The following is a 12,997-nucleotide window of genomic DNA, read 5'->3' as shown; positions in this document are numbered from 1 at the left end:
CCGGGTTCGCTGCACTGCAACATGACCCGAGCCTAGAACAAAATTTTAGAGTTGTGGTCGGTAGTTGCGAAGGAAACCAATCGCCGCGACGGGCGTCGACGACGGAGGCGATAAGATCGGGCCATGCGCACCTTCGTCGCCGTCCTGTCGCTGTCCCTGCTCGCCGCCTGCGCGCACGCCCCGCAGCGCAACCCGCTCGCCGAATGGGTGCCGTCGCCGAACTTCGAGGCGCGGCGGCCGGTGCTGATCGTGGTCCACGCGACCGAGCAGGGTTCCGCGCAGGAGAGCCTGCACACGCTGCGCACCGCCAACAGCAAGGGCAAGGTCAGCGCGCACTACCTGATCGGCGACGACGGCCGGATCTACCAGCTGGTGGCCGATGGCGATCGCGCCTGGCATGCCGGCGGCGGTTCCTGGGGCACGATCACCGACGTCAACGATGCGTCGATCGGCATCGAGATCGACAACGACGTGGGCGAGCCCTATACGGAGGCGCAGATCGCCGCGCTGCTGCGCCTGCTGGAAGACCTGTGTTCGCGGCTGCACATCCCGAGGACGCAGGTGATCGGCCATGCCGACCTGGCGCCGACCCGCAAGCGCGACCCGGGTTCGCTGTTCCCCTGGCAGCGCCTGGCCGATGCCGGGTTCGGCCTCTGGCCGCGGCCGGAATCGCTGGTCGACCCGCCGGCGGGCTTCGACCCGTGGCTGGCGATGGCGGCGATCGGCTATCCGCTGAAGGATCGCGCCGCCGCGGTGCGCGCCTTCCATCGCCATTACCGCGGCCGCGACGATGGCGAGGATCCGGATGCGGCGTTCGATGGCGAAGACCTGCGCATCCTGCATGCCTTGGCGGCGATGGTGATCGCGCCGCCGGCACGATGACCCTATCCTTGCCGGCCATCCTTGTTCCCGCGCAGGCCGGGCCGATGCCGCAGCCTCCCGTCCGTTTCATGATCGCCTGCGCCGCGCGCACCGGCAGCACGATGCTGGTGCGCACCTTGCGCAGCCATCCCGCGCTGCTCGTGCACGGCGAGGTCTGGGGCGATCGCATGGTCGGCCTGGACGGTCCGTTGGCGCGCGCATGCGAGGACGACGCGGCTGCGTTCGAGGCGCTGCAGCGCGCGCGCTTCGAGCATCCCGGGGAAAGCATGCGCCGCTTCCTGGACGCGCACGGCGCGGCCGCGGCCGGCTTCAAGCTCAAGTTCGACGAGCTGGTGCAGCCGCAGTGGAGCGGCATCCGCGCCCTGGTCGAGGCCGACCGGGACTTGCGCATCGTGTTCCTGCGGCGCCGGGACCTGCTGCGCCGCTACCTCTCGCACCGGGTGGTGCTGCAGCAGACCGGGGTCACCAACGTCCCGGCGGGCGGGATCCTGCCCGAAGTCGCGCCGTTCGCGGTCGACATCGACGACTGCCTGCGCGACATCGCCGAAACCCGCCGCCGGGAACGCGAATTCGAAGCCGCCTTCGCCGGCCATCCTTCGCTGCGGGTCGTCTACGAAGAGCTGGCCGCCGATCCGCAGGCGCAGTGCGACCGCGTATTCGCCTTCCTCGGGCTGGCGCCGGCGCCGGTGCGGGTGGCGACCGAAAGGATCGTGCGCGCGCCGCCGGACGCGCTGGTGCTGAATTACCCCGAGCTGCAGGCCGCGCTGCGCGCGAGCGGCGAAACCGCCGCCTGAGTCGCGGGCCGCTTCAGGCGGCCGGTGCGGACGTCGGCAGCGCCAGCCGCTTGGCCAGATCGTCGCGCATCTGCACCAGTTCGCCGCCCAGCTGCTTGCGCTTGGCCATGCCCTCGCGGTGGATCTCGCGGACTTCCTCGACGGTGCGGATCAGGCTCTCGTTGACCGTGCGCAGGGTCTCGATGTCGATCACCGAGCGCTGGTTGGCGCGCGCGGTACCGACCGAGGTGCCGTGCACCAGTTCGGCGTTCTTGCGCATCAGCTCGTTGCTGGCATCGTCGATGGCGTTGGCGAGGTCGACGGCGTTGCGCTGGTCGGCCAGCGACAGCTGGATCGCGAACTGGTTGCGCCACATCGGGATGGTGATGTCGCGCACCGCGGCGAACTTCTCGATCAGCTGGATCGCGTTGGCCTGGATCAGGCGGATCATCGGCAGGGTCTGCTCGGCGGCGTGCTGCAGCACCTGCAGGTCGGACACGCGCTTGTCGATCAGGCGCAGCGCGGTGTCGAGCTCGCTGCGGCGGGTGCGCGAAGCGGGGTCGTCCATCCCGGCCAGCGCGGCCAGCTCCTGTTCCAGCTCGGCGATGCGGACCCGGCCGGCGGCGACGTGGATGCCGAGTTCGCGGCGTTCGTCCAGCACCAGCGCATGCATCTGGTCGTACTCGCGCACGCGCTGCTGCTGCACCTGCTGGGTCTTCGACACGTCGCCCATCAGCTGGTCGATCTGCTTGTTGGTCGAGCTGTACTTCTGCACCAGCTCGCCCTTGGTCGCCTTCAGCTTGTCGATCAGCGGGCCGAGGATCGGCAGCTTGCTGCGTTCGGCGAAGCTGTCGAGGTTGAGGCTGCGCGCGATCCGCACCACCTCGCCGAGCTTGTCGCCGGAGGTATCGAGGTCGGCGTTGCGCACCTTGTCCAGCAGCTGCACCGAGAACGCGCTGGTCTTGCTGGTGGCGTCGCGGCCGTAGCCGCTGAGGTTGCCGGGGGCGATGTCCTGCAGCGCCTTGCTGGCTTGGTTGATCGCGTCGATGTCCTGCGTGCTCAGGCCAAGGTCGGCGAGCGACTGTTCGCTGAGCGCCGCCGGCAACAGGGTGGGTTCGTTCTGCGAAGTCATGGGGCGTGCTCCGGTGCTGCGGGATGTGGGGGACTGTAACCGGCCAGCGCGGCATTCGCCGCTTCCAGCGCGCGGTTGGCGGATTGCAGCGCATCGGCATCGCGGCGCGATGCCTGCAGACCGCGCTCCTGTTCGAGCAGGACCTGCACCAGCGGCAGCATCGGCGCGATGCGCTGCGCCAGCTGGCGGTGGTTGAGCCGGGTCATTGCCAGTTGCGAGGCGCCGATGCGCCAGGCCTGCTGCAGCACCAGCAGGTGCTGGCGGCGGCGTTCGATGGCATCGGCGAGCGCTGCGGGTTGCGCGGCCGCGCTGGCGGCATCGAGTTCGGCGATGGCGCTGGCGAGCGCGTCGATCGCGGCCAGCAGGCGCTGTTCGTGGCTGGCGATGGCCGCGTCGAAGCGCGCGAACGCGGCCAGTTTCGCGTCGGCGTCGTGGACCAGCTGGCGCAGGCGTTCGCGCAGGACGCGACCTTCGGCATCCAGCACCAGGTCGCGCCCGAGCAAGCGGCCGAGCCAGCCGACGCGCGCGCGCAACGCCCGCGGGTTCGCCGACAGCAGCACCGCCTGCACGGCTTGCACCGCTTCCAGCAAGGCCGGCACCGGGCTGCCATCCAGCGCGGCGATCGCATCGGCATGCCGCGCCTCGCGCACGATGCCGTCGCCGAAGCCGGCGATCGCATCGAGGTCGAGCGGGACGGCATCGCGCGTCATTCGGTCTTGTCGTCCTTCGCGTCCGACTCGTGCTTGAAGCGCAGCTTCTCGAGTTCGCGTTCGAAGGCGATCTCGCGTTGCGTGCGCACGCGCGCTGGGTTGCGGCGGGATTGCGCATCGCCTTCGCCGCCCGGCATGGCGGGCGCCGCCGCCGTGGGCGCCCGCGCGAGCACGTCGGCCAGTTCCAGCAGGGCGCTGTTGAGCATGTCCTGGCGGGCCAGGGTGGCGCGCAGGATCTCGATCACCGGCGCCTGCTGGCCCTGCATCGCCGCGAGCAGCGCTTCGATATCCGGGGCGGCCTGTTGCGGAACCGCGGCTTGCGGTTTCGCTTGCAGCGAACGCAAGGCATCCAGCACCGCCGGCCACGGCGCCGTTTCCGGTTTCTCCATCGGCGGCGCACGCAGCGCATCGAGGTTGCCGGCGATGTCCGCCAGTTGCGCGACCATGCGCCCGCCGACATCGGCATCGTCCGCGCCCATCGCCTTGTTGCGCAGGAAGTCGGCCTTGATCTGCGTCCAGCGCGCCTGCTGCGGCGGGGTCATCGTGCCGCGCAGCTCGGCGAGCTTGAGCAGGTTCTCCTCGGCGCCGGTGGTGAGCAATTGCGACTCGCCGAGGTAGTGGTCGCCGATCAACTGCTGCACTTCGGCATCGTTCATCACCGGCGAGAGTTTCTCGGCCAGCTTGTTCATGTTGCGGTAGCTGCCCTGCAGCTTGAACGGCGGTTCCACCCGGTACTTGTCCGCCTGCGCGGCGCTGGCGATGTACTGCTGGTTGATGCGATACACCACATCGCGCACCTGCATGAGGCGTTGCAGCACCGCCACGATCTCGTTGACCTCGGCGCCGCTGTAGCCGTGCTTCAGCGCATTGGTGGAGACGTCCTTGCCGCGCGCCTTCTCGACCAGCAGGTAGAGGTCGGCCATGTCGCGGGTGGCCATCGGCGCCAGCACCGGGTTGGAGGTCAGGCTGTTCTCGATGTAGCTGAGCAGGAACGCGTCCTCCATGCCGCCGAGCACGTCGCCCAGGTTGTAGATGTCGGCGCGGTTGGCCAGCATGTCCGGGATCTTGAACACCTCGCCGGACTCGGTGTACGGGTTGCCGGCCATCACCACCGCGAACTTCCGGCCGCGCATGTCGTAGGTCTTGGTCTTGCCGCGCCAGACGCCCTCGATGCGGCGGGTGCCGTCGCACAGCGAGATGAACTTCTGCAGGAATTCGGGATGGGTGTGCTGGATGTCGTCGACGTACAGCATCACGTTGCTGCCCATCTCCAGGCCGAGGTTGAGCTTCTCCAGTTCCTGCCGCGAGGTCGCGTCCGGCGCCTGCGCCGGATCCAGCGAACGCACGTCGTGGCCGAGCGCGGGGCCGTTGACCTTCATGAACACCAGGCCCAGGCGGTGCGCCACGTATTCCATCAGCGTGGTCTTGCCGTAGCCCGGTGGCGAAATCATCATCAGCAGGCCCATCAGGTCGCTGCGCTTGTCCTCGCCGACGGTGCCCATCTGCTTGGCGAGGTTGTCGCCGATCACCGGCAGGTAGACGTCGTTGATCAGCTTGTTGCGCACGAAGCTGGTCAGCGGCCGCGCCTTGAACTCGGACAGGCGCATCGCCTCGCGTTCGCGCTGCACGACTTCGCCGCGCAGTTTCTGGAAACGCTGCCACGCCGGCACGAATGCGCGTTGGTGTTCTTCCAGGCGGGCGAGGAAGTCCTCGATCGACAGCGCCATGCGCCCGTTTTCGATGCGCGGATGGGTGCCGAGCAGGCCATCGACGCTGCCCTGCAGGGTGACGCGTTCGATCGCGTGGTCGAGCTGCCTGCCGTGCAGGTACAACGCGACCGCTTCGTCGATGTAGCCGGCGTTGCCGGCCAGTTCCGCTTGCGCGGCGAGCGCGGCGAACGCCTGTTGCGCCAAGGCCCATGCGGCGCCGGGCCGATCCTGCAAATGCGCCATCGCCGCTTGCAGCACGCGGCCGCTGTCGCCGGCGAGTTTCGCCGCCAGCGCCTCGACCAGTGCCTGCGCATAGGCGGTGAAGCGCAACGGCATGGCCGCGCCCTGCGCACAGTCGACCAGGAAGGCGGCGGCGGTGGCCGGGCGCGCCGCGGCCAGCGGCAAGGCGGTGTCGCGCAGATGGGCATCGATGGCCGCGGTCAATTCGGCGGTCGCGGCGACGACCGCGGTGCCCGCGGGCGAGAGCGCGTCGATCGCCCGCGCGGTGCGCAAGCGGTCCAGCCACGCGCCGCGCGCAGGCGCCTCCAGCGAAGCCCAGTACGACACCGCCAGCGCACGCGAGGCCGGATGATGGATCAGCGGGCCGGCGCCGCGCTGCAGCGACAGCAGCAATTGCAGCAGCTTGGCCGCATCGAAGTCGTGGATGCCTTTCTCGTAGCCGTCGCGGTAGCGCGGCGCGGCATAGTCGCGCACCAGCTTGCCCAGCGCATCGCTGTCCAGCGCGGCGCGTTGCAGCGCATCGGTCGACAGCCCCTCGCGGCCGGCGGCGGCGTCCTGCAACAACTGCCCGGCGAGGTATTCGCCGCGATAGAGCGTCGGCGATTCGGACTCCAGCGCCACCGCCCAGTACGGCCGCAGTTCGTCCAGCGCGGGCTCGTGCAGCGGCTCCATGAAATCGGTACCGGTCAGGTGCACGGCCAGGTGGTCGCCGCGCGGCAACAGGGTGAGGTCGAGCGCCTGGGTATTGACGCTGAAGCGGTGGCGCGGCCCCAGCTTGATGACGTTGCCGCCATCCTCGAACAGCTCGCTGCGGTCGCGCAGGGCGCGCACCGCCTGGTCGCGCGCGGACTTGATCCGCGCCTCGACGTCGTCGGCCTTGACCGAGTCCTTCAGCTCGCGCAGGCGCTCCGCCAATTCGCGCAGCTTGAGGATCAGCGCGTCGCCGGCGAAGAAGGCGTTGAGCTCGTCGGGGGTGGCGAAGCGTTCAGTGCGGCGGCCGAGGCCTTCGAGGATGCGCTGGGCGGCGTCGAACACCGACTGCGCCTTGCGCTGGCGCTCGTCGAGCAGGGCCTGCTTGTGGGATTCGAACGCCTCCAGCAATTCCTCGCGCTTGGACAGGATGTCGCCGAGGAATTGTTCGTGTTCGCCGAACTGGCTCTCCAGTTCCTCCAGCTGCACCATCAGCCGCGACAGCTGCTCGTCGGCCTTTTCCGGCGTGTTGGCCATGCCCAGGGCACTGGCGATCGACTGCGCGAACAGGGTGAACTGCGCGCCGAACTGGGCCACCGATTCGGCCGACCCCAGGGTCTTGCGGCGCAGGTCGGCGCGCGCCTTGGCCTGGTTGAGGCGTGCATACAGGCCTGACAGCGCTTCGACGACCTGCGTGCGTTGGGTCGCGTCGTCGACCTTCAGCGAGGCCATCAGCTCCGACAGCATGTCGAGGTCGGCGGACATCGCCTGCATGCCGGCGATGTGCTCGGCGAGCTGCTTCGCGGTGGTCGCCTTGCCGGCCTGTTCGTCGAGCGCGGCGAGGCGCTGTTCGAACGGGGCCAGCGCCTTCGCCGAGGACAGGAACGCGCCGGTCGCGGCGCCGACGCCGTCGTGCGCGGCGGACAGCGACTGCGCCATCGCGTCGATCGCGGCGGTATCGATGTAGCGGTAGTCGCGGATGGTGAGCAGGCGGCCGCGCAATGCGGAGATCGCGTTCAGCGCGTCGACGTACTCCTGCACCTGCGACCAGGCCTCGGGCTGCAGGCGGCCGAGCAGCGCGCGGTGGTCGGACTGCGCCTGGCGCAAGGCCTCGTCGGCCTGGCGGCGGATCTCCAGCACCTTCTGGAATTCGTCCAGCACCGACTCGCCGGTGGCGGCGACCTGCCGCAGCAGGGTGGCGAGCCCGCCGCTGTGCTCGTCGTCGATCCAGTGGTGGGCGTCGAACAGGCGCCGGGTCGCGTGCGCCAGCAATTCGTAGCGCGATGCCGACACGTCCTCGCGCTCGATGTCGCGGGCGAGGTCGTACAGGTTGGAAATCGCGCGCACCAGTTCGGCATTGCCGATGCGGCCGAGATACGTGGTGCTCGGCGGCCGGCTGGCGGCGAATTCCTCGGACACGAACGGCGTCTTCCACACCTGCATGTGGTGGACGCGGGTCGGGTCGTCGTTCTCGGCGTTGAACAGCACCATGCGGCCGTCGGCCAGGCGCGCGTAGCCGTGCGCCAGGGTCGGCGGCAGCAGCCGGCGCTGGATCATGTTGTAGACCAGCAGCGCGGCCATGCCGGAGGCGCGCTCGTAGAACACGTACATCACGTCCTCGCCGTTCGGCGAGCGGATCGCGCGCTTGTACTGCATGCCGGCGATGGCGGTGTCGAACGCCTTGTGTTCGCCGTTCTGCAGGTAATAGCCGCCGGGGAAGATGATGCCGTGGTCTTCCGGCAGCTGGATGCAGGCCTGGACGATGGCGTCGAGGCGGGTGACCTTGCCGGTCAGGGTGTTGAACACGAGCCCGCGCCAGCCGGTCTCGCGGTAGGGCAGCACCTTCAGCAGCACCAGCGAGCCGACCTTGGCGAAGTAGAACTGCGCGTCGTCCAGCGACTGGGTGCCGTCCTCGACCGGCTCGCTGTACACGCCGACGCCGGTCTCGGTGTTGTTCTCGGCCTTGATCGTGAGGTCGCCGCCGGTGGTCTCGACGAACAGGGTGTCGAGGATGTTGAGGTGCGGGAAACGGCCGCTGACCTCCATGTCCTTGCCCGCGCGGATCCATTCGAAGTCGAACGGCGGCGGCAGGCTGATGTCGCGCTCGCCGCGCGCGTCGATGTAGCCGACTTCGCCGGTGCTGGACAGGTTCCAGCGGAACACGCGCACGTCCTTGGCCTCGGCGCCGATCTGGAACGCGGCCAGCAGCTTGCTGTCCTTGACCAGCAGCTGCAGCAGGCGCGCTTCCTTGTAGTACGCGTACAGCTCGGTGAAGTCGCGGACGAAGGCCGGATCGGCGAGGAAGCTGTGCGCCGGATCGACCGGGGTGACGTCGTAGCCTTCCGCGGTCTCGACCAGCCGGTACAGGCCGAACACGTCGCTGACCGCGGTGGTCGACTTCAGGCCGAGGAACACGTTGTAGCCGAACAGCAGCAGGTCGCCGACCTGGACGATGTCGCGGCCGACCGCGTTCTGCTCGCTGCGGATGCGGAAGCGCCCGGCGATCTCCATTTTGGAGTCGCCGAATTCCTGCAGGCGTTGCGCGTTGAGCGCATCGGCGATGCCGCGCAGGCGCACGCCCTGCTCCGCCAAGCGCTTGCGCAGCACCTCGTAGGCGCCGCCCTGGGCGACGGCGTCGTTGGTGCTGGTGTCCGCGTTGTTGGCGGCGACGTTGGCGGGATTGGTCATCGTGCGTTCCGTGCGTGCATCAGTGATGCGTGGTTCGGCGATCGAGTGCGTCGGGATGCCCCGGCATCACGCCGGGGCATCTCGGGCTCAGGCTTCGGCGTCGTCCGGCGCCGGCAGCTTGGCCGGCGCGATCCCGGCCAGCTTGCCGAGCAACTGCTGCAGCACCTGGCTCTGGCCGGTGATGCCGTCCAGCGCCTTGCCGATCGACACGCCCTTGGTCAGCGCATCGAACACGCCGCCGTCGCCGCCGATCAGTTCGATGTTGGCGTTCTGCAGCGCGGTGGCCAGCACCTCGGCGTTCTCGCGCGAGACTTCCTTGCCGGCGTCGAGCGAGGCCAGCGCCTGCTTGAGCGCGGCTTCCAGCTGCATGCGGAATTCTTCGTGCGCACGCGCGTCGGCCGACATCTTGCCCATCGCCTCGAACTTGCCGGTCAGGCCCTCCGCCTCGGCCGACATCTTCTTGCCGATCGCGTCGGCCTCGGCCTCGCCCATCGCCTTGGTGGCATCGGCCTTGGCCTGGCCCATCTTGCCGGCGCCGGAGGCTTCGGCTTCCAGCTTCTCGGCCAGCACGCGCGCATCGGCGTTGCCCTGCTTGTAGTTGGCGTCGGCCTTGGCTTCGATCACGCGCGCTTCGGCCACGCCGACCTTCTCGATCGCGGCGGCGGTGGCTTCCTGCACCTGCGCTTCGGCCAGGCCGGGTGCGGCGGTTTCCGCGCGCACGCCTTCGGCCAGCATCTTCTTGGCCTCGGCCTGCTTGCCGGCGGCGACCAGCTCGGCCTCGGCCAGCAGGGTCATCTCGTTGGCGCGGTGCTTGGCCGCGGTTTCCGCCGCCTCGGCCGCCTTCACTTCCTTGACCAGCACCTGCTGCGCATCGGCCTCGGCGTTGAGCACGGTGACCTGCTTGGCGCGATCGGCCTCGGAGACCTCGCGGGTTTCCTTGATCTTCTCCTGGGCGACGGCGACGGTCTGCTCGACCAGGGTGCGTTCGCGGATGGTGTTGGCCACTTCCATCTTGCCGGCCTCGACCGCCTTGTCGCGCTCCACGCCCTGCAGCTGCACTTCCTTGTCGGTGGTGACCTTCTCCATCTGCGCGGCGCGCTCGACGCGCTCCAGTTCGATGGCCACCGCGCGGCGGCGGTTCTGCTCGGCCACTTCCACCTGGCGCAGCTGCTCCTGCTCGCGGATCTTGATCTGCTCCTCCGCCTCCAGGCGCGCGCGCTCGGAGATCAGGCGCTGCTCTTCGCCGACCTTGGCCGCCTCGGCCTGTTCGCGCGCGGTGATCACCGCGATCTCGCGCTTCTGCCGCGCCTCGGCCTCGGCCTGCTGGCGTTCCATCGCCAGCAGGGCTTCGCGCGCGCTCACGTTCTTCTCGGTGATGCGCAGCTTCTCGTCCTGCTCGAAGATGTTGGTCTGGATGTTCTGCGCGGCGGTCAGCTCGGTGATCTTGCGGATGCCCTCGGCGTCCATGATGTTGTTGGGGTCGAGCTCGGCCTTCTTGGTCTGCTCCAGGTAGTCGATCGCCACGTCCTCCAGCACGTAGCCGTTGAGGTCCTTGCCGATCACGTCGACGATGGCGTCGCGGAATTCCTGGCGCTTCTCGAACAGGTCGACGAAGTCGAAGCGCTTGCCGACGGTCTTCAGCGCCTCGGAGAACTTGGCGTTGAACAGCGCATCGACCGCGTTCTTGTCGGAGGCGCGGGCGGCGCCGACGGTCTTCGCCACCTTCAGCACGTCTTCCGCCTTTTCATTCACGCGCAGGTAGAAGTTGACGCGGATGTCGGCGCGCATGTTGTCCTTGCAGATCAGGCCTTCCTTGCCGCGGCGGTCGATCTCCAGGTTGATCAGGCTGATCTGCATTTCCTCGGCCTTGTAGAGCACCGGGATGATCAGCGCGCCGGTGAAATGCACCTTCGGCGTGGTGCTCATGTCGTTGACGATCAGGGCGGTGCCCTGCTCGACCTTGCGGTAGAAGGCCTTGAACAGGCCGATCAGGCCGAAGATCAGCACCAGCAGGACGGCGAGGCCGATGAGGAACGGCGCGATGAGGGACATGGACATGGACTACTCCTTGGCGAAACTCGGTGGTGCTCAGCGGGAAAGGAACTCGGATTCGGCGATCACGGCGTAGGCGTGGGACTGTTCGTCGAAGGACAGCAGCACCACGCGGTCGCCGCGATGGAAGGTGGTGCCCGGCGGGGCGCGCACCTGCAGGATCAGGCCGGCGCCGCCGTCGGCGAATTCGGCGCGGCCTTCGGTTTCGGTGACCTGCGGCGAGATCACGTTGCCGGCCTTGCCGAGCACCGACGGCGGCACCGGCGGGCGCAGCTTCATGATCAACCTGGCGACCGGGCGCAGCAGCAGCGAGGTCAGCACCAGCCCGGGCAGCAGGGCCGCGACCAGCACGCCGATGCCGGCGAGCACGCGCAGCGAATCCGGCAGGTATTGCAGGACCAGCAACTGCGCGAAATAGGTGATCAGCCAGCCGAAGAACACCAGCACGCTGAGGATCAGCATGAACGGCACGCCGGACAGGCCGAGCCTGGCGATCATGCCGGCGTTGTCGGCCGCGCCGTCGTGGTGGTGGTGCGTGTGGATGCCGTCGAGGCCGTCGTGGTGGTGCAGCAGGCCGTGGATGGTGTCGTTGTCCACCAGTCCGGTCGCGGCCAGCAGCCAGTACACCACGCAGAACGCCAGCAGGATGCTGTACAGCAACGTGGGGAAGGTCAGCGCGGTGGTATAGAACTCGGTCATCGGCGGCGGGCCTGTTCGGTGCTGGGCGTGCTGGTGGAAGGCTTGGGCTTGATGCGGCGGGCGATGCGGTCGATCACCTCGGCCACCGGATCGTCGTTGCGGGCGGTATCCGGACGCGCGGCATCCGCCTGCGTTGCATGCGCGCCGGCGCGGGCGGGGCGGCGCATGCGCTGCGCCGATGCCGGCGCGGGTTCCGGATAGGGCGCATCGCCCGGTTGCCGGCGCGCCACCGCGGCCTGCGCGCGCTGCAGGCTGGCGGTTGCGCGATGGGTGTCGAGCTGGTGCTTGAGCCGGCGCAGGCGATGCTCCAGCTGCGACTGCAGCTGGGCGAACTTCGCCTCCTGCGCGTCCATCTCGGTGGCGTCGGCCTGCATCTCGGCAAGCTGCGATTGCAGGCGCACCACGTCGCCGGCGGCATCGCGCGCGGCGGTGCTGCGGCGGCGCTTCAGTTGCGCTTCGACCTCGGCTTCGGCCGCGCGGATCTCCGCCTTCAGCCGTTGCGCATGCTGCTGCGCATCGATCCGCCGCGCCTTCGCCGCCGCATGGTCGTTGCGCGTGTTGTGCAGCAGTTCGTCCACGCCGCGGATCTCGTCGTCCAGCAGGCGCTCGGCGCGGTCGCCGAACACGGCATCGCCGAGGCCCTCGATATCGTCCTGGATCGACTGGAACAATTTGCGCCAGGGGAATGTCATCCGTGCGTCCCCGCGTCGAGGTAGGGCGCATAGGCATCGCTGGCCTGGATCACGTTCTCCGCCAGCGTCTCGATCTCGAACATCAGGTTGGCGAGGCTGGAATGGGTGTCCAGCGAACCGAACATGGTGTAGCTCGGCACCCCGGCGATCGACTGGATGGCGATGGTCGACAGCGGCAGCAGCTTGTGGGTGGCCAGCACGTGCGCGTTGAACGCGGCCGGATCGCGCACCTGCGCCAGCGGCCACAGGAAGGCCTCGACGATGATCTGCTCGCCGCCGACCGCGATGAAGATCGACAGCTCGCCGTACTCGCGCATCACCAGGTGCAGGCTGGGTTCGGCGCCTTCGATGGTTTCCAGCTCGATCGATCCGTCGCGTACCGCGCTGGTCTGCGCCAGCGCATGGCGGATGGTCGGCAGGGTCCAGCCCGGGCCCTTGACGTCCTCGGACGGGTTGGACTCGGCCGGGTCGCGCGCCTCGCGCATCGCCTTTTCGATCGCGGCCAGTTCGGCCGCGTGCTCCGGGCGGATCCAGACGTCCTTCTTGACCAGCCCCTGCTCCCGCATGCGCTCGCGGAACGCACGCACGTGCTGCGTCGAAGAGCGTTGCAGGACAGATTTCATGCAATGAACTTATTTCATTACATGTAATCAGGCAATAGCGGCGACGACCGTTCGTCGGAACGATCGCGACCACGCCCCGATGCCGCCTCGCCGGATTTGCACTAAAT

9 protein-coding genes are annotated in these 12,997 nt (G+C 68.7%); 2 read left to right on the top strand and 7 right to left on the bottom strand.

The window, feature by feature from the left end:
* Nucleotides 1-123: 123 nt before the first annotated feature.
* Together FHQ07_RS08135 and FHQ07_RS08130 are read left to right on the top strand one after the other, a co-directional pair.
* Nucleotides 124-882, top strand: a complete 759-nt coding sequence (locus FHQ07_RS08135; protein ID WP_139716335.1) for an N-acetylmuramoyl-L-alanine amidase — start codon at nucleotides 124-126, stop codon at nucleotides 880-882.
* A gap of 44 nt (nucleotides 883-926) precedes the next feature.
* Nucleotides 927-1,676 carry a sulfotransferase gene (locus FHQ07_RS08130; protein ID WP_168191513.1) on the top strand — a complete coding sequence of 250 codons (750 nt, stop codon included), beginning with the start codon at nucleotides 927-929 and terminating at the stop codon, nucleotides 1,674-1,676.
* A gap of 13 nt (nucleotides 1,677-1,689) precedes the next feature.
* Here the strand turns inward: FHQ07_RS08130 and FHQ07_RS08125 are convergent, their stop codons facing one another.
* The 7 genes from FHQ07_RS08125 to FHQ07_RS08095 all read right to left on the bottom strand — a co-directional run bounded on the left by FHQ07_RS08125 (nucleotide 1,690) and on the right by FHQ07_RS08095 (nucleotide 12,890).
* Nucleotides 1,690-2,787, bottom strand: coding sequence for a toxic anion resistance protein (locus FHQ07_RS08125; protein ID WP_139716333.1), 1,098 nt, complete (start codon nucleotides 2,785-2,787; stop codon nucleotides 1,690-1,692).
* A complete protein-coding gene (locus tag FHQ07_RS08120; protein WP_139716332.1) occupies nucleotides 2,784-3,497 on the bottom strand; it encodes a hypothetical protein in 714 nt (237 codons plus the stop codon). The genes FHQ07_RS08125 and FHQ07_RS08120 overlap by 4 nt, the downstream gene beginning before the upstream one ends.
* Complete coding sequence (locus tag FHQ07_RS08115; protein WP_139716331.1) at nucleotides 3,494-8,824, bottom strand: DNA repair ATPase; 5,331 nt, start codon at nucleotides 8,822-8,824, stop codon at nucleotides 3,494-3,496. Before FHQ07_RS08115 ends, FHQ07_RS08120 begins: the two co-directional genes overlap by 4 nt.
* An 87-nt stretch (nucleotides 8,825-8,911) precedes the next feature.
* Nucleotides 8,912-10,882 carry a flotillin family protein gene (locus tag FHQ07_RS08110; RefSeq protein ID WP_139716330.1) on the bottom strand — a complete coding sequence of 657 codons (1,971 nt, stop codon included), beginning with the start codon at nucleotides 10,880-10,882 and terminating at the stop codon, nucleotides 8,912-8,914.
* A 30-nt stretch (nucleotides 10,883-10,912) separates the two neighbouring features.
* Nucleotides 10,913-11,575, bottom strand: a complete 663-nt coding sequence (locus FHQ07_RS08105; RefSeq protein WP_139716329.1) for a DUF1449 family protein — start codon at nucleotides 11,573-11,575, stop codon at nucleotides 10,913-10,915.
* Entirely contained in the window at nucleotides 11,572-12,267 is a 696-nt protein-coding gene (locus FHQ07_RS08100) for a PspA/IM30 family protein (protein ID WP_139716328.1), read from the bottom strand. The genes FHQ07_RS08105 and FHQ07_RS08100 overlap by 4 nt, the downstream gene beginning before the upstream one ends.
* Nucleotides 12,264-12,890 carry a YjfI family protein gene (locus tag FHQ07_RS08095; protein WP_139716327.1) on the bottom strand — a complete coding sequence of 209 codons (627 nt, stop codon included), beginning with the start codon at nucleotides 12,888-12,890 and terminating at the stop codon, nucleotides 12,264-12,266. The genes FHQ07_RS08100 and FHQ07_RS08095 overlap by 4 nt, the downstream gene beginning before the upstream one ends.
* Nucleotides 12,891-12,997: the final 107 nt, after the last annotated feature.

It is taken from the genome of Thermomonas aquatica, assembly GCF_006337105.1.
GTDB lineage: Bacteria > Pseudomonadota > Gammaproteobacteria > Xanthomonadales > Xanthomonadaceae > Thermomonas > Thermomonas aquatica.
This window is presented reverse-complemented; position numbering and strand designations above follow the sequence as displayed.

Bases quoted from the DNA above. Each gene is read 5' to 3' on its own strand.
- FHQ07_RS08100 (WP_139716328.1), bottom strand. From the start codon at position 12,267: ATGACATTCCCCTGGCGCAAATTGTTCCAGTCGATCCAGGACGATATC.
- FHQ07_RS08095 (WP_139716327.1), bottom strand. From the start codon at position 12,890: ATGAAATCTGTCCTGCAACGCTCTTCGACGCAGCACGTGCGTGCGTTC.
- FHQ07_RS08105 (WP_139716329.1), bottom strand. From the start codon at position 11,575: ATGACCGAGTTCTATACCACCGCGCTGACCTTCCCCACGTTGCTGTAC.
- FHQ07_RS08110 (WP_139716330.1), bottom strand. From the start codon at position 10,882: ATGTCCATGTCCCTCATCGCGCCGTTCCTCATCGGCCTCGCCGTCCTG.
- FHQ07_RS08120 (WP_139716332.1), bottom strand. From the start codon at position 3,497: ATGACGCGCGATGCCGTCCCGCTCGACCTCGATGCGATCGCCGGCTTC.
- FHQ07_RS08135 (WP_139716335.1), top strand. From the start codon at position 124: ATGCGCACCTTCGTCGCCGTCCTGTCGCTGTCCCTGCTCGCCGCCTGC.
- FHQ07_RS08130 (WP_168191513.1), top strand. From the start codon at position 927: ATGCCGCAGCCTCCCGTCCGTTTCATGATCGCCTGCGCCGCGCGCACC.
- FHQ07_RS08115 (WP_139716331.1), bottom strand. From the start codon at position 8,824: ATGACCAATCCCGCCAACGTCGCCGCCAACAACGCGGACACCAGCACC.
- FHQ07_RS08125 (WP_139716333.1), bottom strand. From the start codon at position 2,787: ATGACTTCGCAGAACGAACCCACCCTGTTGCCGGCGGCGCTCAGCGAA.